14 protein-coding genes are annotated in these 20,167 nt (G+C 58.9%); 7 read left to right on the top strand and 7 right to left on the bottom strand.

The features are described from left to right. Positions 1 to 7 precede the first annotated feature (7 nt). Both ACQY47_RS00295 and ACQY47_RS00290 read left to right on the top strand, forming a co-directional pair. Positions 8 to 1,006, top strand: a complete 999-nt coding sequence (locus ACQY47_RS00295; protein ID WP_428554517.1) for a succinylglutamate desuccinylase — start codon at positions 8 to 10, stop codon at positions 1,004 to 1,006. A 216-nt stretch (positions 1,007 to 1,222) separates the two neighbouring features. After that, positions 1,223 to 1,891, top strand: a complete 669-nt coding sequence (locus ACQY47_RS00290) for a DUF3313 domain-containing protein (protein ID WP_395599800.1) — start codon at positions 1,223 to 1,225, stop codon at positions 1,889 to 1,891. A 97-nt stretch (positions 1,892 to 1,988) separates the two neighbouring features. Here the strand turns inward: ACQY47_RS00290 and ACQY47_RS00285 are convergent, their stop codons facing one another. From ACQY47_RS00285 to ACQY47_RS00275, 3 genes are all read right to left on the bottom strand, one after another. Next, positions 1,989 to 3,389: a DUF1254 domain-containing protein gene (locus ACQY47_RS00285; protein WP_099549738.1), complete on the bottom strand. Its 1,401-nt coding sequence runs from the start codon at positions 3,387 to 3,389 to the stop codon at positions 1,989 to 1,991. A 284-nt stretch (positions 3,390 to 3,673) separates the two neighbouring features. Further along, complete coding sequence (locus ACQY47_RS00280; protein WP_428554512.1) at positions 3,674 to 4,039, bottom strand: response regulator; 366 nt, start codon at positions 4,037 to 4,039, stop codon at positions 3,674 to 3,676. Positions 4,040 to 4,251: 212 nt separating this feature from the next. Then, a complete protein-coding gene (locus ACQY47_RS00275) occupies positions 4,252 to 7,767 on the bottom strand; it encodes a hypothetical protein (RefSeq protein WP_428554509.1) in 3,516 nt (1,171 codons plus the stop codon). A gap of 266 nt (positions 7,768 to 8,033) precedes the next feature. Between ACQY47_RS00275 and ACQY47_RS00270 the strand changes: the two genes are divergently transcribed. The 5 genes from ACQY47_RS00270 (at position 8,034) to ACQY47_RS00250 (ending at position 14,601) form a co-directional block, all read left to right on the top strand. Next, a complete protein-coding gene (locus tag ACQY47_RS00270) occupies positions 8,034 to 11,531 on the top strand; it encodes a response regulator (RefSeq protein WP_428554506.1) in 3,498 nt (1,165 codons plus the stop codon). Beyond that, positions 11,532 to 12,362: a CheR family methyltransferase gene (locus ACQY47_RS00265; RefSeq protein ID WP_017138795.1), complete on the top strand. Its 831-nt coding sequence runs from the start codon at positions 11,532 to 11,534 to the stop codon at positions 12,360 to 12,362. Continuing rightward, the gene (locus ACQY47_RS00260; protein ID WP_428554502.1) at positions 12,359 to 12,958 is read left to right on the top strand and encodes a chemotaxis protein CheB; all 600 of its coding nucleotides are present in this window, start codon (positions 12,359 to 12,361) and stop codon (positions 12,956 to 12,958) included. The genes ACQY47_RS00265 and ACQY47_RS00260 overlap by 4 nt, the downstream gene beginning before the upstream one ends. Continuing rightward, a complete protein-coding gene (locus ACQY47_RS00255; RefSeq protein WP_017138793.1) occupies positions 12,952 to 14,145 on the top strand; it encodes a hybrid sensor histidine kinase/response regulator in 1,194 nt (397 codons plus the stop codon). The genes ACQY47_RS00260 and ACQY47_RS00255 overlap by 7 nt, the downstream gene beginning before the upstream one ends. A gap of 78 nt (positions 14,146 to 14,223) precedes the next feature. Beyond that, positions 14,224 to 14,601, top strand: coding sequence for a response regulator (locus ACQY47_RS00250; protein ID WP_003217591.1), 378 nt, complete (start codon positions 14,224 to 14,226; stop codon positions 14,599 to 14,601). Between the two features lie 26 nt (positions 14,602 to 14,627). On the opposite strand, the gene ACQY47_RS00245 is transcribed toward ACQY47_RS00250, so the two are convergent. The 4 genes from ACQY47_RS00245 to ACQY47_RS00230 all read right to left on the bottom strand — a co-directional run bounded on the left by ACQY47_RS00245 (position 14,628) and on the right by ACQY47_RS00230 (position 20,071). Then, positions 14,628 to 16,298 carry an ATP-binding protein gene (locus tag ACQY47_RS00245; protein WP_428554496.1) on the bottom strand — a complete coding sequence of 557 codons (1,671 nt, stop codon included), beginning with the start codon at positions 16,296 to 16,298 and terminating at the stop codon, positions 14,628 to 14,630. Further along, positions 16,295 to 17,797, bottom strand: a complete 1,503-nt coding sequence (locus ACQY47_RS00240) for an ATPase domain-containing protein (RefSeq protein WP_017138791.1) — start codon at positions 17,795 to 17,797, stop codon at positions 16,295 to 16,297. Before ACQY47_RS00240 ends, ACQY47_RS00245 begins: the two co-directional genes overlap by 4 nt. A gap of 243 nt (positions 17,798 to 18,040) precedes the next feature. Next, on the bottom strand, positions 18,041 to 19,099 hold the full coding sequence (locus ACQY47_RS00235; protein ID WP_017138790.1) for a HEAT repeat domain-containing protein: 1,059 nt from the start codon (positions 19,097 to 19,099) through the stop codon (positions 18,041 to 18,043). Positions 19,100 to 19,177: 78 nt separating this feature from the next. After that, a complete protein-coding gene (locus tag ACQY47_RS00230; protein WP_428554491.1) occupies positions 19,178 to 20,071 on the bottom strand; it encodes a bestrophin family protein in 894 nt (297 codons plus the stop codon). Positions 20,072 to 20,167 lie beyond the last annotated feature (96 nt).

Below are 20,167 nucleotides of genomic sequence, written 5' to 3'. Positions count from 1 at the left end.
GCAAGGCATGGCAAAAGACCTTTCGTGGCAGGTGCCAGGCGATGCCGGCAACACACTGCACATCGGCGCCTGGCGCTTTGAAGGCGACGGTAGTGGCCCCAAGGTGCACCTGCAAGCGGGTGTACACGCCGATGAAATCGCCGGAATGCTGGTGCTGCACCAACTGCTGCCGCGCTTGCAGGCGTGTCAGGCCCAGGGCCGCTTGCGCGGCAGTGTGACCGTGGTGCCCCAGGCCAACCCCTTTGGCATTGGCCAGTTTCGCCAGGGCAAATTGCTCGGGCGTTTTCATGAGGCCACCGGGCAAAACTTCAACCGTGCGTTCGATCATTCCCTGGCCATGGAACGCCCGGCGAGCAACCTGGCGCACTGGCAAAAAAGTTTAGTGCAGTTGGCGTCCGACGCCGACCTGGTGCTGGACCTGCATACCGACGATGAGGCCTTGCCGTACCTTTATATTCATCGCAGTTTCTGGCCTGAACAAGGCCTGGCACTGGCGGCCGCGTTGCAGGTCGAGGTGGTGATTGTCTGGGATGAAGGCGGTGACGGCTCTTTTGAAGAAACCATCATCAACCATGGCGCGCCGCGCTTGGCCGCGACTGTCGAATTGCGCGGGCAGGCCGATGTCAGCGATGCGCTCGCGCAACAAGACGCCGACGGGCTGTGGGCGTGGCTGTGCATCAATGGCGTGATTGATGAAATCGCCACGATCAGCGAATGGCAGGGCGAAGTGGTGGACATGGGTTGCATGGAAACCGTCCTCGCGCCCTGCGCCGGCGTGCTGGTGTTTGAAAAAAGCCTGGGTGACCTGGTTGAAGAGGGCGAGCGTTTCGCGCGCATTATAGGCTGCCCTGGCGACCCGTCTTCGGAAGTGTTTTTGCAGGCAGCGCAAACCGGCCGCATGGTGACACGCCACCGTGAGCGCCGGGTGGCCCAGGGGGCGGTGGTGGCCAAATTCACCGGCACACGGTTGTCGGACAGCTACAGCGGCGGTGTGCTGGACCCTTAGATCTCCAGACCTACACATAACCCTTGTGGGCGCGGACTTGCTCGCGAAAGCGGAGTATCTAGAGAAGGACGTGTAGACTGACCCACCGCATTCGCGAGCAAGCCCGCTCCCACAATTTACCCTCGTAATCGGCAATCAGGTCGCCTTCGATCAATGGATAAGTGGGCTATACCTACAGTTCAGGGCTATCGACGATGACTGCCAGGGAGTTCAATGATGAAATCAAGGCTAATGATCAGCACGCTGTGCGTTGCAATTGCAATGGTCGGCTGTGCCAGCAAGGTAACGCAACCGGACGAATATTCAGGCTTTCTCTCGGACTACAGCCACCTCAAAGAGGCGAAGTCGCCTTCAGGGGCCGAGGTGATGCGCTGGGTTGATCCCGAGCTGAGTCTGAATAACTTCACGGCGGTGTTCATCGAACCGACGCAGTTTTACCCCAAGCCCCAAGCTACTGCGAAAATTCCCGACAGCACCCTCAACGGCATCAACACCTATTACAACCAGGCGCTCAAGCGTGAGCTGGCCAAATCGCTGCCGCTGGCCAACGCGCCAGGCCCAGGTGTGATCGTGGTGCGCGCGGCCATTACCGCCGTCAGCAGCAAGACCGAAAGTCTCAAGCCCTACGAGTATGTCCCTGTGGCGCTGGTGGCTGCTGCAGTGAGCACCGGCACCGGCATTCGTGACCAGGAAACCACCCTGGGCACTGAGGCGCAGTTCCTCGACGGTGGCAGCGGCAAAGTAATTGCCCAGGTGGTGCGCAAAGGCACCGGCAAGCCGTTGTCCAACGACTCGCAGGTGATGAAGGCCGATGACGTAAAAAGCGTGATTGACGGCTGGGCGTCGGACTTGCATCAGTCCTTTGTGAAGCTCAAAAAGCCCTGACTACTAACTGTGGCAAGGGCGCAAGCACCCTTGTCGGCCTGATGTCTTCAGGCGCGTGCCCGCCCTTGCGCACGGGCACGCTGCTTTCACCCGAGCGTTATTTAAGCGGGGTCAGTGGCGGCAGCTTCCATTGGCCATTCCCCACCTCAGGCTTGGGCAGGTAAATCCGTAGTACGGCGTAAAACGGACCGGGCGGGGCCGGCAACCAGTTGCTCTGTTCGGCCTTTGGCGGCTCGTGATGCTGCAAGGCCAAGGTCAGGCCACCGTCGGCGTCCAGCTTGAGGTTGGGCAGCATCGCTGAGTTGATCAGGTAGCGCTTCTTGAGGTTGGGCGCCAGCAGCTTGGTTTTGGCGTCGTACATGGTCAGCGACCAGAACGCTTCGGCCGGTGGCAGTTGGTCCTTGGCAAAGTGCACGGTGTAGCTGTGGCGTGCGCCGTTGGCCGGTTTGCCTTCGCTGTCGACGAAGTAGCTCATGTAGATGGCTTCGTCGGTGGAGTTGCCGAAAATCCCCATGTTTGCGCCGGCATAGCGGTACAGGTAGTTGTTTTTCAGGCGGTCACGGCTGCCGAACAGGTCGCTGCTGGTGACTTGGTGAGTGTCGATTTTGTCTTTCTTGAACGCGGCGAACTCAGCGCGGCCATCGGCAATCCCGTCTTCCAGGGCTTTGCGCTGTTCAGCGGTCAGGTCCTTGACCTTGAAGGGCGCGCCGGGGGCGATACCGATCCTGGCAAAGCGCGTCATCAGGTCTTTCTCGCTGTCCTGAGGCGCGGCAAAGGCCAGCATGAAGTTGAGGTAGCGAAACAGCTGCGGGCCTTCGGTCATGGTTGCCATGGGTTTAGGCCATTCGATCTTCGCTACTTTGGCCGGCGCAGGCTGTTTCACGTAGGCACTCAGCGGCTGCACTTTGTAGCCATTCTGGATCTGCTTGACCTTGTTCAAGTCCTTTTCATCAAACAGCTGCGTGCGGTACAGCGCATAGGCAATGTTGCTTTCGCTGTAGATCACGCGATCGACGTCGACAGGTTGCTGACCTTTCCAGTCCGGCCCGGCGATCATGTAGTGGCCACCATTGTTGCCGGTGCTGCGGGTGCCCAGGTAGGCGATGTTCTGGGTGTATAGATCGATCAACTGCACCGAGTAGTAACGGTTGTCTTCAATCTTGGGCAGCGTCAGCACCAACGGCTCTTTGCGCAGGTCCATCCACACGAAAGAGTAGGGTGTGTCCGAGTTCGGAGTGACGAATGCGGTGTCCCTGGGTGTGAACACCTGGGCGGTGTTGCCGATATGATTGAACGGCGCCTTGTAGTTGGCACCGCCTTTATCAACGGCCTGGGTGTAGAGCGTCTTGTACATCTCCACTACCGGGTAGCCATACAGGTAGGCTTCCTTGGCAATGGCCCGGGCTTCAGTCGGGGTCGCCGTGAAATCGGCCCAGGCGCCGGTGCTCATGAGTATCGAGAGGCTCGCCAACAGCAGGCGCGTCGGTTTTCCAATCATGTTGTTGCGTCCTTCCTGAGTGCTTTTTAGAGGGCGTGGGATCAAAGCCCAGAGTTTCCTGTTTTATTGGCCGAACGTCACGTTAATCCCTGCAAACAACGTGAACTGAGTTACTCCGTCGGCCTTGCGTGCCACTGTCCATGGCGGTTCGACAAAAGCGCCAAGGATATGACTGCCGGCTTTCCAGGCCCTGCCCGTGCCCAGTCGATGGGAATGTAGTGGATGTGGGGGTGTTCACGGTTTTGAGTGCCGCAGTTGTGGGCATTGCCTGTGAGGCAGTGCCCTCAAGCGCCAGGCAACATCGATTTGACTTTGTCACGCAGTTGATCAATGGAGAACGGCTTGGCAATTACCTGCATACCTGCGGGTACGTCGATGTTTTCGGCATAGCCGCTGGCGAACAGGATCGGCAGGCTAGGGCGAAGCACGCGTACTTGGGTGGCCAGATCCTTGCCGCTCATGCCTGGCAGGCCCATATCGGTCATCATCAGGTCGATATGCTGATCGGCATCTTCAGCCAACTTGAGGGCCTCTTCGGCGTCTGCAGCCTCAAACACCGAGAACTCCAACTCTTCGAGTACATCGACGATCAGCATGCGCACGATGGCGTCGTCTTCGACTACAAGGATGGTGGAGGGGGCAGCGCACATAGGGGGAATTCCTGAAAAATGGAAGGGCAGGTGTCTGTCGGTTGAAAGACCGTTCTCTACTGAGTCACGGCCATCTCGGCAAGTTCCATTGGTGGGGCATTGTGAAGGGAAAGGGGGCAAATGTCGCGTGGCATGCAGGCGGTGTGCTGAGCGGGCAATGCGTCAATGACACGCTACAAGCGGGCCATTGACACCAGGGGGTCAAGCGAAAGTCAAAGTGTGGTGTTAAACAGGGCATACGGTTTGTTGTAGGGCACCGTCATAACAAAGTCTCCATCACTGAATTCGCTGATGTGGTACTCCGGCACACCTTTGGTCACCGCCACTGGATCAAGGGTGCCCGCCGTCTTCCCGCTGTTCAAGGAGACTTCCAAGCCTTTTCGCATTGAGGCTTCATTTGGAAAAGTTGCAAGACCGAAGTTTGGATTAAAGAAAAACCATTCCTTCTGGTTGTTTTTATCGAGCGTGACGCCCGCCAGAAGCCCATGGTTCTGGGTGCTGATCTTCAGGAGCGTGGGAGGGCTTGCGGTACTTAAACGCGCAGCAACGTCGGTATACGGCACTTGGCTGACGCGTTGAATACCGTGAAACTGCTCGCGGAGCACCTGATGCATTTCGTTCAGCTCTTTGCGAAAGGCCTGAACCTTGGTGTCGTTAGCATTCCTGGCAGCTTTGAAAAAGTTATTGATGAAGGCGTCCCTGCGGTTGTTAAGAATGGCCAGCGCCATCGTATTCACCAGGGCTGCACACTCACCATTGGACGCCAGGTCAGTTTGGCTGAGATAGAAGTTCTGCGGCATGATGTAGGCCTTGCCACCTTCGGCCAGTACTTCCGCTTCAAACGTCTTGAAGCTCTCAAGACTCTGGATCGCCATGCGCTTTTCTATCTCTTTGGCCAATGTGCCGATGGCTTCGGGATTCCCGGCCTTGCTGACGGCCAAGCTTTTTATCTGCGAGACCCTCATGCTCGAGTGATAGCCCGGGATATCGTCGACAACCCCGGAAAGACCTCGAGCGTAAGCAACTGGGTTGCTTTGTTGCGCTGCCTGTAAGGCTTGCCTGAACTGATCTCCGGTTGCATTTGGTACGGGAGCGACATAAGTGGCCAGCCAATCTATGAAGTTGTTGTTTATTTCACCGTTAGCCGCGACGGTTGCAGGTTTGAAATCGGTGAGCCCGGTACCATACGGTTGTTGCGTGACAGGGTTATAGCTATACCACTTGCCCTTTTGAAACACCGCCGCCTCTTCAACAACCCGCCCTGCACGCTTGAAGGTCCCCGTCGCCACTATGCCGTGGGTATTACTGGCTGCCTTGAGCGCGCTGATAGCATCGGCACCTTTGGACAACAGGTAATTGCCGCCTTTACCCAATAGCTTGAGGCCTCCAACCGCCAAATCACCCAAACCACTCACGGGGTTGAGCAGGCCGAGCGTGGAGGCGCCGATAATCTGGACGGCCTTTAACCCCTTGGCGGCCGTGGAAAGAGCCGAGCCGCCTATCTTGATCAATTTTCCTGCGGTGGCGGCACCGGCACTCAGGAACCCGAAGATATCCAGTGTCAGGTCGAATATTCCATCGCCATAGTTGCCGTTCTGAAAGTTGATGACAGCTGATCTGAAAGGAATCAGATTTAACAGGAAATTACTCAGTGGTTTTGGCCCGCCCTGCAATGTATCCAGGGTGGTCTGGCCGCGCGCCAGTTCTTTTATCGCGGGGTCGTCGAGTTCAAGGTGTTCGGCAAATACTGTGCCTATGCGATGGGAGCGCTCGCTATTGAAGCTATCCAAGGGGCCGTCCTTTACCGGTTGCTCCGTGCTCAGACGACTGTCTGCCCCCTCGAGCTTGACCTGATTGACGGTAAATACCCTGTTGGCAATCATTGGCTTGGGTTGCGTGATCCTGGACAGCGGCACCTCTTCAATCGTGCCGCGGTTCAGGTCGATTTCGTAGGTAGTTATCTGCCCCTCCAGCTCAACCTTGACCAACAGTTCCGGTTGATTTTTATCTGGCGTGCTGCCCCAGAAGCCGGTCGACAGCCTGGATGTGCGCTCATAAAAAAACTCGAGCTTCCCGAAATCGAATTTTTCTCGGTCTTCTAAGAGAAGTTGGGAGATCATGTGCTGAACGGTCGTAGCGACCGCGTCCTTTTTATCAGCGATTGCGCGTGCAAATTGCTGATCGAACGCCTCCTGGACGCCAAACCTTGGGTTACTGTTCAAGGCTTCCAATGGGATACGCGGGTCAGTTGACATAAAGGGGCGCGGATTCGGCATGTCCATCATGGCGATGTCCAATAGCGAATGCATGCCGCCCAGCCCGACTTGACCAGGCTCCCCGCGATACGGGTCTGTACCGAGCACCTTCAAGTCGAAAAGCGCTCCGAGGTCGCCAAATCGCTCGATGAGCTTGGTCCGCGCAATACCTTCTCGCGTGGGTAGTGCTTTGTCCAATGTCTGGCTGGCAACCAACCGCTTGCTGACTTGTCTGTTGAATTCATCCTTGAGGGTATTGAGTCGTTCGGGGCTATAGCTGTCCTCTGCATTTGCAACGAATACACCGTTGGCGACTCCCCAATCCACCAGTGCGCGGGCCTGAGCGTGCGCATTCGCAGCCGATGGTGCACATTTTTGGGCATCGCACATGACCTCGGCAAAGGTCATATTGGCGACGGTACCTGGCCGCTCGGCTTCGATAGCCGCGGCCGCAACCGTCAGGTTGAACCACGCCACGCTGCCGATTTTTACACTGTCGGGAATATCTTTAATCAGAAACTGCGGCGCTACCCTGGACAGCAACAGATGGGTAGCGAGTTTGACCGTGCTGGAATTGGCGCGGCCATTTTTCTCAAGATGACGGCTCAAACACGCCGTAACCTCTGAGGGTCGCTGCCCCCAGTGATCGGGGGCATGCAAAGGCCATTCGGCGATTTTGTTGCGCTCAGGTGCCCTGAGTGACTCCGGGTCGAGCCCCAGGTGAATCGCCGCTAATACGTAGTCGTAGAGGCTGTTGTCCGTGGCCGCGCCCTGCAGGTGGGCCTGCAAAGCCAGGCCGAGTGCTCGGGCCTTAGGCGAGTCGAGCAGCTTTTGTATCGTCACGGTCGGGTCTTGCAAGTCGCTTTGGCTGACTGAACTGCCGCTCAGCAGATAGGTCAGTACGCCATTGCCATGGGGTGGCAACGGCAAACCTGGCAAACCTGTTGTGTCGGATTTGAGGAAGGCGCGAATGCTGTGCTGGTCCGCCTTCTCCATGGGAATTGGCCAGGTGAGAGCGCCACCGAAATCACCCAGGGGGTGCTGTAAGGCCTTTTGCTCCAGTTTCTGCGCGAGTGCCGCCACTTCATCGACAGTCCGCGGCAGTTCAAAGCCCAAATGCGTGATAACTGCCGCCAACGTTTGCGATGCGGGCTGCACGTGGGCGTACGCCGAATCTTTATGGGCAGTCAGACGACAATTGTTCAGCCCGAATGAGACATTGTCCGGGGTAACGGGCTTGCCATACGTGCGGGTATCTATGCCCCGCAGTTGGTCGGCCAGGTTGCGCAGGTTTCGCTGGTCTGCCAGCAGTGTGCGCAAGGTGGCGGGAGTAGGTGTTTGAACCGAGAGTGGGGAATCCAAGGCGGTAGCCGTGGAAGTGTTTAAGGCGGCTTTCGCAACAGGTGCGGGAGCTTCGACGACAAAAGCGCTGGGGTTGTCTGCCAGTGTACGGGTAGGGGCGGTTATACTCATTTGGGTTACCTTGGTGGGTCAAAAAAGACGCCCTCCAAAAGATCTTCCGTGTTCCTGAGGCGCCGTCCTGAGTGCCGGAAACCTTCATCGACGTTCCGCCGCATCTGTATGCATGTGTGTGAGTGGCCTGATGAAACTTGCCCGAATTGGCGCGAAACTCACTCCCGGCCCGTAGGCAAGCGCTTCAAACCAACGCACAAACATAGCCTTGCCCCCTGATATTCGGGCAAACTCCCCCTTTTTCCGCACTTGGCCAAGGCATGCCCATGACTCCCGCGTCGTCCGTCGATGAAAAGAGCTTCCGTACCCTGTTGAGCCGAAATGTCGCGTTACCCTTGGGCGTCGGCGTGCTCAGCGCGGTGTTTTTCGTCTGCCTGATCACTTATTTGCTGTCGGTTATCCAGTGGGTGGAGCACACCGACCGGGTTATCAATAACCTCAATGAGTCATCCAAGCTGACGGTGGACCTGGAAACCGGCCTGCGCGGCTTTCTGATCACTGGCGACGAGCATTTCCTCGACCCTTACGAAGTGGCCAAGCCCCGCATCATTGGTGACCTGCGCAACCTGCAGGAGCTGGTGGCCGACAACCCACAGCAGGTCGACCGCCTCAAGCGACTGGAGTCGATGCAATACGAGTGGAACAAGTACGCCCAATCGATGATCGACTTGCAGCGCAGCAGTGGCGATTACCGCGGGGCGGTGCAGGCCGGCCGCGGCAAGAGCCTGACCGACGCGATTCGCAACGAATACATGGATGCGGTGGCGATGGAGCAAGCGTTCCGTGTCACGCGCAATGCCGATGTCACCCGCACCACGATCATCAGCGTGACCTTGTACCTGGCCTTCGTGCTTGGACTGAGCGGTTTTCTGGCCTACATCGGTAGAAAGAATTTAATTTCATTATCAGAGAGTTACAGCGCAAACCTCGCGTCACAACAGAAGATCGCCCGGCGCCTGGAGCAACAAGCCTGGCTGCGTAACGGCCAGACCGAACTGGCCGAACAGGTGCTCGGCCAACTGACGCTGAATATGCTTGGGCGCAATATCCTGCAGTTTTTCGCCCAATACATGGGCTCGGCGGTAGCGGCGCTGTATGTGCGCGAAGAGCACGGCGGCCTCAAGCGCGTGGCCACCTACGGCTTCTCCCGTGAGCAGGAGCAAAAAGAGCAGGCGATCTACAGCGACGAGGGCATCGTCGGGCAGGCCGCCCAGCTTGATCGCCTGATTCGCCTGGATGATGTGCCGGTGGATTACTTCAAGGTCAGTTCCGGCCTGGGCGAAGGTTCGACCCGCAGCGTACTGGTGGTGCCGACCAGCGACGATGATCGCGTCAACGGCGTGATCGAACTCGGCTTCCTGCGCCCGTTGGATGATCGTGACGTCGAGCTGCTGGAGCTGATTGCCGGCAATATCGGCACCTCCATCGAAGCGGCGCGCTATCGCCAACGCCTGCAGGAAGTGCTCGCCGAAACCCAGCAGCTCAACGAAGAGCTGCAAGTGCAGCAGGAAGAACTCAAAACCGCCAACGAAGAGCTCGAAGAACAGTCACGTATCCTCAAGGAGTCCCAGGCCCATCTGGAAACCCAGCAGGCTGAGCTTGAGCAGACCAACGAGCAACTGGCCGAACAGACCCAGACTCTGGCCGAACAGCGCGACGCCATGGATCGCAAGAACGTCGAGTTGAACAAGGCTCAACTGGAACTGGAAGACCGTGCCGACGAGCTGCAGCGCTCCAGCAAGTACAAGTCCGAATTCCTCGCCAACATGTCCCACGAGCTGCGCACGCCGCTCAACAGCTCGTTGATTCTGGCCAAATTGCTGGCCGAGAACCCGCAGGAAAACCTCAGCACCGAGCAGGTCAAGTTTGCCGAGTCGATCTATTCGGCGGGCAACGACCTGTTGAACCTGATCAACGATATTCTGGATATTTCCAAGGTCGAAGCCGGCAAGCTGGAAATGCGCCCGGAAAACTCCAGCGTGGCGCGCCTGGTCGATGGCCTGCGCGGGATGTTCGAGCCGCTGGCGGCTGACCGCAAGCTGGGCTTCCAGGTGGACATTCAAGCGGATGCGCCGCCGATGCTGTTCACCGACCGCCAGCGCCTGGAGCAGATCCTCAAGAACCTGCTGTCCAACGCGGTCAAGTTTACCGAGCAGGGTGATGTCAGCCTGTCGGTATCCCGTGCACCAGGGGAGGGCGTAGCCTTTACCGTGCGCGACTCGGGCATTGGCATCGCGCCAGACCAGCAGGAAAGTATCTTCGAAGCCTTCCGCCAGGCCGATGGCACCACCAACCGCCGTTACGGCGGCACCGGGCTGGGCCTGTCGATCTCCCGTGATCTGGCGACCTTGCTCGGCGGCTATATCAGCGTGACCAGCGAGCCGGGTAAGGGCAGCGTATTCACCCTGGTACTGCCGGAGCAATATGTAGAGCGCGAGGAAGGTGCCGCGCCGATCGAGCCGCCGCGCCAAGTGGTGGCGGCACCTGCACCCAAGCCCATCGCGATCTCACCGCTGCCGGTGGCCGATGCCAAGCAGATTCCGCGCTTTGCCGACGACCGCGACAAGGCACCGTTCGCTACCCGCTGCATCCTGGTGGTGGAAGATGAACCCAATTTCGCCCGCATCCTTTACGACCTGGCCCACGAACTGGGCTACAACTGCCTGGTCGCCCACGGCGCAGACGAAGGCTACAGTCTGGCCGAGGAGTACATCCCGGACGCGATTCTGCTGGACATGCGCCTGCCCGACCATTCCGGGCTGACCGTGTTGCAACGCCTCAAGGAGCACGCCAATACCCGCCACATTCCCGTGCATGTGATCTCCGTTGAAGACCGCGTCGAAGCCGCCATGCACATGGGCGCCATCGGTTATGCGGTGAAGCCGACCACCCGCGAAGAGCTCAAGGACGTGTTTGCGCGCCTGGAAGCCAAGCTGACCCAGAAGGTCAAGCGCGTGTTGCTGGTGGAGGACGATGACCTGCAGCGTGACAGCATTGCCCGCCTGATCGGCGACGATGACATCGAAATCACCGACGTCGGCTACGCGCAGGCCGCCTTGGACCTGCTGCGCACTAACGTCTACGACTGTATGATCATCGACCTCAAGCTGCCGGACATGCTCGGCAATGAGCTGCTCAAGCGCATGGCCACCGAGGATATCTGCTCGTTCCCGCCGGTGATCGTGTACACCGGGCGTAACCTGACCCGCGACGAAGAAGCCGAGCTGCGCAAGTATTCGCGCTCGATCATCATCAAAGGCGCGCGCTCACCTGAACGCTTGCTGGACGAAGTGACACTGTTTCTGCACAAAGTCGAATCCCAGCTGTCCCATGACCGCCAGAAGATGCTCAAGACCGCCCGCAGCCGCGACAAGGTCTTCGAGGGGCGCAAGATCCTGCTGGTCGACGACGATGTGCGCAACATCTTCGCCCTGACCAGTGCCCTGGAGCACAAAGGCGCGGTGGTGGTGATCGGGCGTAACGGTCATGAAGCCATCGACAAACTCAATGAAGTCGAGGACATCGACCTGGTGCTGATGGACGTAATGATGCCGGAAATGGACGGTTACGAGGCGACTGCCTTGATCCGCCAGGACCCACGCTGGAAGAAACTGCCGATTATTGCAGTGACGGCCAAAGCCATGAAGGATGATCAGGAGCGCTGCCTCGCGGCGGGCTCCAACGATTACCTGGCCAAGCCGATTGACCTGGACCGGCTGTTCTCGCTGATTCGCGTATGGCTGCCGAAGATGGAACGCATTTAAGTGGAGCAAGTTTTCTTGGAAAAAAGCAGCGACATTGAGCTGCGCCTGCTGATTGAGGCGATTTACCTCAAGTACAGCTACGACTTTCGCGACTATTCCGGCGCGTCCGTCAAGCGCCGCGTGGCCCACGCACTGCGCCAGTTCGATTGCGCGACCATTTCTGCGCTGCAGGAGCGGGTGTTGCATGATCCGACGGCGTTCATGCAGTTGCTGCAGTTTCTGACGATCCCGGTGAGCGAGATGTTTCGCGACCCGTCGCACTTTCTGGCGATTCGCCGGGAAGTGGTGCCGCTGCTCAAGACCTACCCGTCGATCAAAATCTGGATCGCCGGGTGCAGCACGGGCGAGGAGGTGTACTCCATGGCGATCCTGCTGCGCGAAGAGGGTTTGCTGGAGCGCACCATCATTTACGCCACGGACATCAACCCGGCGTCCCTGGACAAAGCCAAGCAAGGGATTTTCTCCCTGGAGAACGTGCGTGCGTACACTGCCAATTATCAGCAGGCGGGCGGCCAACGTTCATTTGCCGACTACTACACAGCGGCTTACGATTACGCGATCTTCGACAAGACGCTGCGCGAGAACGTAACCTTTGCCGATCACAGCCTGGCAACCGATAGCGTATTCTCAGAAACTCAGTTAATTTCATGCCGTAACGTATTGATTTATTTCAATAAAAAGTTACAGGATCGAGCGTTTGGGTTGTTTCATGAATCGCTGTGCCATCGCGGCTTCCTGGTGCTGGGCAGTAAGGAAACCCTGGATTTCTCCGCCTACAGCAAGCAATTCGAACCCTTGGTCAAACAGGAACGGATCTACCGAAAATCATGAGCGAGGCCGCAACTAACCCGCCATGCGGGATTGAAGCCATCGTCGTCGGCGCCTCCGCCGGCGGTGTTGAGGCGTTGCTGACGATTTTTGGTACGTTGCCTGACACCTTCAGTTTGCCGATTATTGCCGTGTTGCACCTGCCGGATGAGCGCCGCAGCCAGCTGGCCGAAGTCTTTGCGCGGCGCCTGAGCATTCCGGTGCAAGAAGCACGCGACAAGGAAACGATTACGCCAGGCACCCTGTATTTCGCCGGCCCCGGTTATCACCTGTCGGTAGAAAGCGACCGCAGCCTGTCGATGAGCCAGGAAGACCGCGTGCACCATTCGCGGCCGGCCATCGATTACCTGTTCGCCTCGGCTGCCGACACCTACGGCAACAGCCTGCTGGCGATTCTGCTGACCGGCGCCAACCAGGATGGCGCGCGTGGCCTTGCCCACGTCAAAGACTCGGGTGGCACCACCATCGTCCAAGAGCCCACAGAAGCACGTATCGCCGTGATGCCCTTGGCGGCGCTGGCCTTGCACACACCTGATCATATTCTCACCTTGAGCCGGATTGGCTCACTGCTGGCTTCCCTGGAATCTTCCCCATGTTAAGTACTGTCCAGGCCAAACTGCTGATCGTCGACGATCTGCCGGAAAACCTGCTGGCCCTTGAGGCGCTGATCAAGCGCGAAGATCGGCAGGTTTTCAAGGCCTTGAGCGCTGACGAGGCCTTGTCACTGTTGCTGGAGCATGAGTTCGCCATGGCGATTCTCGATGTGCAGATGCCCGGCATGAACGGTTTCGAGCTGGCCGAACTGATGCGCGGCACCGAAAAGACCAAGAACATCCCGATTGTGTTCGTCAGCGCCGCCGGCCGCGAACTCAACTATGCCTTCAAAGGCTATGAAAGCGGTGCGGTGGATTTTTTGCACAAGCCGCTGGATATCCATGCGGTGAAGAGCAAGGTCAATGTGTTCGTCGACCTGTACCGCCAGAGCAAGGCCATGAAACAGCAGGTCGAAGCCCTGGAGCGCAGCCGCCGCGAGCAGGAGCTGCTGCTGACGCGCCTGCAGGCCACCCAGGCGGAGCTTGAACAGGCTGTGCGCATGCGTGACGACTTCATGTCGATCGTCGCTCACGAAGTGCGCACACCGCTTAACGGGCTGATCCTGGAAACGCAGTTGCGCAAGATGCACCTGGCTCGGGATAACGCCGCCGCGTTTACCCTGGACAAGATGCACGCCATGGTTGACCGCGACGAGCGCCAGATCCAGAGCCTTATCCGCCTGATCGAGGACATGCTCGACGTGTCGCGCATCCGCACCGGCAAACTGTCGATTCGCCCGGCGCGCTTTGACCTGGCGCAACTGGTGCGCAACCTGGTGAAAAACTTCGCCCCGCAAGTGGCATCCGCCGGTTCTTCGATGCACCTGGTTGCCGATGAACCTGTGGAGGGCAATTGGGATGAGTTCCGTATTGAGCAAGTGGTCACCAACCTGCTCACCAACGCTTTGCGTTACGGTGCCAAAAGCCCAGTGGATGTGCGTGTGTACACCGAGCACGGTGAGGCGCGCGTCGAGGTGCGTGACCGTGGCATCGGCATCAGCGCAGACAACCAGAAGCGCATTTTCCAGCAATTCGAACGCGTTTCGGCCAGCCATGTAGCGGCAGGCCTGGGCCTGGGGCTGTTTATTTCCGAGCAGATCGTGACGGCCCATGGCGGCACCATCGAGGTGGAAAGCCAGATAGGCGAGGGCGCGTTGTTCAGGGTGTGCCTGCCACTTGGCGAGCCGCAATGAAATCAATCGTCGCCTCGACGCAACCTCTGCGTGACCCCATGGTCGTACTTGCAGCAACTGACCGGACAAAGGCTTCCCATGAGTGAAGATGCACAAGATGTCGTACTGATCGTCGAAGACGACGAATCCATTATGTTTGTGCTGGGTGAATACCTGGCAGGCCTGGGCTACCGGGTGCTGAAGGCGATCGATGGGGAGCAGGCCTTCGAGATTCTGGCGACCAAGCCGCACCTGGACCTGATGGTCACGGATTACCGCCTGCCGGGCGGGATTTCCGGGGTGCAGATCGCTGAGCCTGCGATCAAGCTGCGACCTGAATTGAAAGTGATCTTTATCAGCGGTTACCCGCAAGAAATACTCGACTGCAACAGCCCGATCACGCGCAACGCGCCAATCCTGGCCAAGCCGTTTGATCTGGATACCTTGCAAGAGCATATCCAGCGCCTGCTGGCCTGAAGCAATAGGGCTGCCTCGCAGCAGCCCTATTGCTTGATCATCTCACGCACCTTGGCCGTCAGCAGGTCGAAGGTGAACGGCTTGGTGATCAGTTGCATCCCCGGGTCCAGGAACCCGCCGCGCACCGCCGCATGCTCGGCGTAGCCAGTGATAAACAATACCTTGAGCTCCGGGCGCAATTGCCGCCCGATTTCTGCCAGCTGTCGCCCGTTCATGCCGGGCAAGCCCACATCACTGATCAACAGGTCAATGCGTTGGTCGGATTCGATGATCGGCACGGCGGTATTGGCATCGCCAGCCTCGACAAAGGCATAGCCCAATTCCTTGAGCACTGCGCTGACCAGTACGCGTACGGCGGCGTCGTCTTCGACGATCAATACTGTCTCACCGGCATTGGCGAATGGCAGCAGTGCCGGATTGGTGACGGCGTCCGCGACGCGCTCACCGATAAAACGCGGCAGGAACAGGCTGACTGTCGTGCCCTTGCCGACTTCACTATGGATGGTGACATGGCCATGGGATTGGCGGGCAAAGCCGTAGATCATCGACAAGCCGAGGCCGGTGCCCTGGCCGATCGGCTTGGTCGTGAAGAACGGGTCGAAGACGCGACCCAACAGACTTTCGGGAATACCACAGCCGGTGTCGCTGACGCTCAGCTCCACGTAATCGCCTGGCAGCAAGGTGCCATAGGCGGCCGTGAACACATTGTCGAGGTGGCGGTTGGTGGTCTCAACGGTCAGGCTACCGCCGCTGGGCATGGCATCGCGCGCATTGATCACCAGGTTGAGCAGGGCGCTTTCCAGCTGATTGGGGTCGGCCTCGGCGGTCCAGAGTTCATCGGACAGACGCATGTCCAAGGTGATGCTTTCATTGATACTGCGTTGCAGCAGTTCACCCATGGAACTGACCAACTGGTTGATCTCCACAGGTTTGGGGTCCAGCGACTGGCGCCGTGAAAACGCCAGCAAGCGGTGGGTCAGGCCGGCAGCGCGGTTGGCCGAGGTCACGCCCAAGTCGATCAAACTGTCCAGGTCGTCCAGCTTGCCGCGGGCCACCCGCCTGCGCAGCAGCTCCAGGCTGCCGATAATGCCGGTGAGCATGTTGTTGAAGTCATGGGCGATACCGCCGGTCAACTGGCCGACGGCCTCCATTTTCTGTGACTGGCGCAGCGCATCTTCGTTGTTGCGCAGTTGCGCCGTGCGCTCTTCAACCTGCTGCTCAAGGGTTTCCAGGGTGCGTTGCAGGCGCAACTCGCTCTCGCTCAAGTCGATCAGGCGGTCACGCGCTTCGTATTGCCGGCGCCGGCCGCGCAGGGCCGCGCTCACCAGACTGATCAGGGTCACTGGATGGAAAGGGCGCTCCAGGAAGGTCACGTTGCCCAGCAGGCCACTCAGGTGGGATGAGCCGTTCTGTTCACGGCCGCCATGGTGGGTCATCAGCACGATGGGCAAATCGGACCAGGCCGGCTGCTCATGCAGGTAATGCAGCAGGGGCTCCAGATCGACACCGCGCAGGGCTTCAGCGGCAATCACCAACATACCGACGCCTTGCCCAAGTGCTTCGCAGAGTTCAGTCAGGTTCCCGGCAACCATGCCGGTGTAGCCGGCTTCCTTGAGCATCATCAGCGCCAGGGAGCCGTCACGGCCCAGTGGCGCGAGGATAATTGCGCGCTCGGAGAGGGGAGAAAGGCCGGTCACACGCCCTCTTCCTTGAGCAGTGGGGAACCGGCGCCCATATAAGTCGGGATACCGCGAAGTACGCCCTGGAAGTTGTCGAGCGGCTCGCCCACTGTCAAACCACTGCCGCCGATACGGTATTCACGAATGGTGGACTCGTGGCTGCCGGTACGTTTCTTGATGATCGAAATGGCCCGGCGAACCTTGCCGAGTGCTTCGAAATAACGCAACAGGATCACGGTATCAGCCAGGTAAGTAATATCGACGGGGGCCTGCATGTCGCCTACCAACCCATGTTGGGCCACCGTCATGAACGTCGCCGCGCCGCGACGGTTCAGGTACAGCAGCAACTCGTGCATATGCAGGATCAGAGAGTTTTCCTCAGGCATCGCTGCCTGGTAGCCGTTGATACTGTCGATTACCACGGTTTTGATCCCGCGTTCATCGACGCAACGCCTGACTCGGTGGGAGAATTCGCCAGGTGACAGCTCTGCCGCATCCACCTGCTCGATCAGCAGGTTGCCGGTGTCTTGCAGCGCGGCGAGGTCGATACCCATATTTTTCATGCGTTCGAACAACAGGCCCAGCTCTTCATCGAAAATAAACAGCGCAGCTTTTTCGCCACGCGACACTGCGGCGGCGGCAAATATCATCGAGATCAACGATTTGCCGGTACCGGCCGGGCCGAGGATAAGCGTGCTGGAACCGGTTTCTACGCCGCCGCCCATCAAGGCGTCCATTTCACGGATGCCACTGCTCAAAGTCTGACGCACGTAACCACCACGATGCTCGGCGGCCACCAGGCGCGGGAACACGTGGATGCCGTCTTGCATGATGGTGAAGTCGTGAAAGCCACCACGGTATTTCTGGCCACGGTACTTCACCACGCGGATGCGGCGGCGTTCAGCGCCGTAGGTGGGCGTCAGCTCTTCCAGACGAATTACGCCGTGGGCCACGCTGTGCACGGTTTTATCCAGGGATTCGGTGGTCAGGTCGTCAAGCAGCAGCACGGTGGCGTCATAGCGCACAAAGTAGTGTTTGATCGCCAGGATCTGGCGGCGATAGCGCAGCGAGCTTTGGGCCAGCAGGCGGATTTCCGAAAGGCTGTCGACCACCACGCGGGTGGGCTTGATCCGTTCCACCACTTCAAAAATCTGCCGGGTTGCCTCACCCAGCTCCAGGTCGGAGGAATACAGCAGGCTTTGCTGGTGCTCGGCGTTGAGCAGGCTTTCTGGCGGGGTCAGCTCGAAGATGTGAATGTTGTCGTCCAGGTCCCAGCCGTGGGACTTGGCGCCCTGACGCAACTCGCGTTCGGTTTCTGACAGGGTGATGTACAAGGATCGCTCACCGTTTTTCGCGCCGGCTTGCAGAAAGTGCAGCGCTACGGTGGTTTTCCCGGTGCCGGGTTCGCCTTCCAGCAGGAACAGGTGGCTGCGTGATAGCCCCCCGGAAAGAATGTCATCAAGACCTTCGATGCCGGTGGCCGCCTTTTCACTGAACAGCTCTTTGGATGTAGACAAGAAGTGCCCTCGGGTCACGTACAAGTAAAGGGAGGCGCGTCGGCTTGGACGCGCCATATTTACTTGACCGTAGCGGGTTGTGGCGGTTCAACCTGTCGTATAAATCGTGGTGGATTTGTGACCTGCGCCAAAGCGCTGCTTTTGTGTGGGAGCTGGCTTGCCTGCGATAGCATCACCTCGGTTTATCTGTCAGACCGAGGTGTCTGCATCGCAGGCAAGCCAGCTCCCACATAGCGCGCGAAACTAAAGCCCCTGCTGCAACGCTGGATCATCCGGATTCTGCTGCTCCAGCTGCGCCAGTAACACCTGCACATTCTGCAACTGCCCGGTTTCCTTCCAGTAGCTGACCAGCAACACACGCGCCTTGCGATTGGCGGGGTGGCGCTGGACGATTTCTTCCAGCTGACGCTGGGCGGCGTCCACCTCTTCCTGGTCGTGCAGCGTGGTGGCGAGGTCGAAGCGATAATCTTGATTGTCAGGCTCAAGCTCCACGGCTTTGGACAGGCCAAGCAACGCGTATGGCCGCTCCCCATGGTGCAACAGCCACATGCCCAGGGCGTGTTGCAGGTAGGCCGACTCCGGATGTGCCGCCAATTGCCGCGCCAGCAACTGGCGGGACTCATCGGTCTTGCCCTGCTTATCGAGCAATTCGATTTGTGCGACCACAGCTTGCAGGTTGTCCGGTTGCAGGCGCATGGCCTGCTCCAGTGCATGTTGCGCGTCCGGCAGCAGGGCGCTGTGGATGTACAAGCGCGCGAGCTGAATCCAGCCTTCGGCGGTTTCGGGCTCAGCCTTGAGCTTTTTCACAAACTCATCGAGCACTTGCTGCAAAGGCCCGAAATACAGGCCCAGGGTATCCGGCGACAGGCCGAGCAGGGCGTTGGCGGCGGCAAAACGCACGGCTTGTTCAGGATCGTCCAGTGCCGGGCCAAGCAGTAAGGTGCGTTGGCCGCTGGGCACCAGGCCAACAATACTGTGAATCGCCGCTTCACGAACCAACGGCGACTCATCAGCCAGGTCTTTATCCGCCAGCTTCAACGCCTGAGGGCTTGGGTAATTGGGCAGTTCGGCGTGCAATGCGGCGCGACGTTCAGGCGACAAGTCCGGGCGGCCCAGCTGTTGATACAGCACACGGGCGGCGCCGGGTTCGCCGTTACGTGCTTGCTTCAACGCCTTGGCGTAACCATGGGCGATCGCCGGCGGCACGGCCACCGGAGTGGAGCGGGAGAAAAACCAGGTGACCAGGACAAGCAACAACAGGGCGCACAGGCCGACGATGGAGTAACGGCGTGACTTTGACATGCAGGCGTCCAAAAGCTGGGGGCAGCTAATCGCAAAGCCTCAAGCTTCGGTCAGACCACGACGAGTGTCAAACCCGTATCAGCCGAGCACGTATTCCACTGGTTCCAGAGCAGGAGGCAGATTGATCTGGCCCAGGGCGGCGAGAATCTCGCGCTCCAGGGTGCGTACTATCGCATTGCAGGGCAGATCGTTTTCATCAAAACCGAACGGGTCTTCCAGATCATCACCGATTTCATCCAAACCGAAGAACGTGTAGCTGACGATGGCGGTGAACACCGGCGTCAACCAGCCCAGCGGTTCGGCCATGGCGAACGGCAGCAAAATGCAGAACAGGTAGATGGTGCGGTGCAATAGCAGCGTGTAAGGGAAGGGCAGTGGCGTGCTTTTGATTCGCTCGCAGGCGGCCTGCACCAGGCTGAGGCTGACCAGCCGGGTTTCCAGCTGGGTGTAGCGCCATTCACTGATCACACCCTGTTCGGCCAGCCGCGAAAAGCGCGCGCCCAGTTGTTGCAGCACGTTGTCGGGGAGATTGGGATGCGCCCGGTCAACAGTTATCCAGGGTGTGATAACGCGGGCCTCGTCTTCACGGCGCAGGTGCGCGACCAGGCCGTGGGCAAACCCGCACACCCCACGCAGCAGGCTGGCGCGCTCAGGTGAGTTGCCCAGCACTTGGGTTTCGCGAATCAGCGAGCGCACCTCAATGATCATCTGCCCCAGCTGCTTGCGGCCTTCCCACCAACGGTCGTAGCAGGCGTTGTTGCGAAAGCTCATGAAGATCGACAACGACAACCCGAGCAAGGTGAACGGCGTGGCATTGACCTTGGAGAAGTAGGCCGGGTGCAGGGTCTCCACCAGCACGATCACTGAAGCCAGCAACGTGACCATCAGGCTGCGCAAGGCAATGCGCTTGGCAATCGAACCTTTAAGGGAAAACAGGATACCCATGAGGTTGGGTTTGGGGCGGACGATCATCGGGACACGGCTTCTTTGGCGGCGCAGGCCTGGAGATTAGGAGTTTGCGCCCAGAGCGTCCAATCACTGCGGCTGACCGGCTGATAAGCCGGATCA

The sequence above is a fragment of the Pseudomonas edaphica genome, assembly GCF_965277385.1.
In the GTDB taxonomy this organism is placed as follows: domain Bacteria; phylum Pseudomonadota; class Gammaproteobacteria; order Pseudomonadales; family Pseudomonadaceae; genus Aquipseudomonas; species Aquipseudomonas edaphica.
Note: the sequence above shows the minus strand (reverse complement) of the source record. Positions and strands in the feature narration are given on the sequence as shown.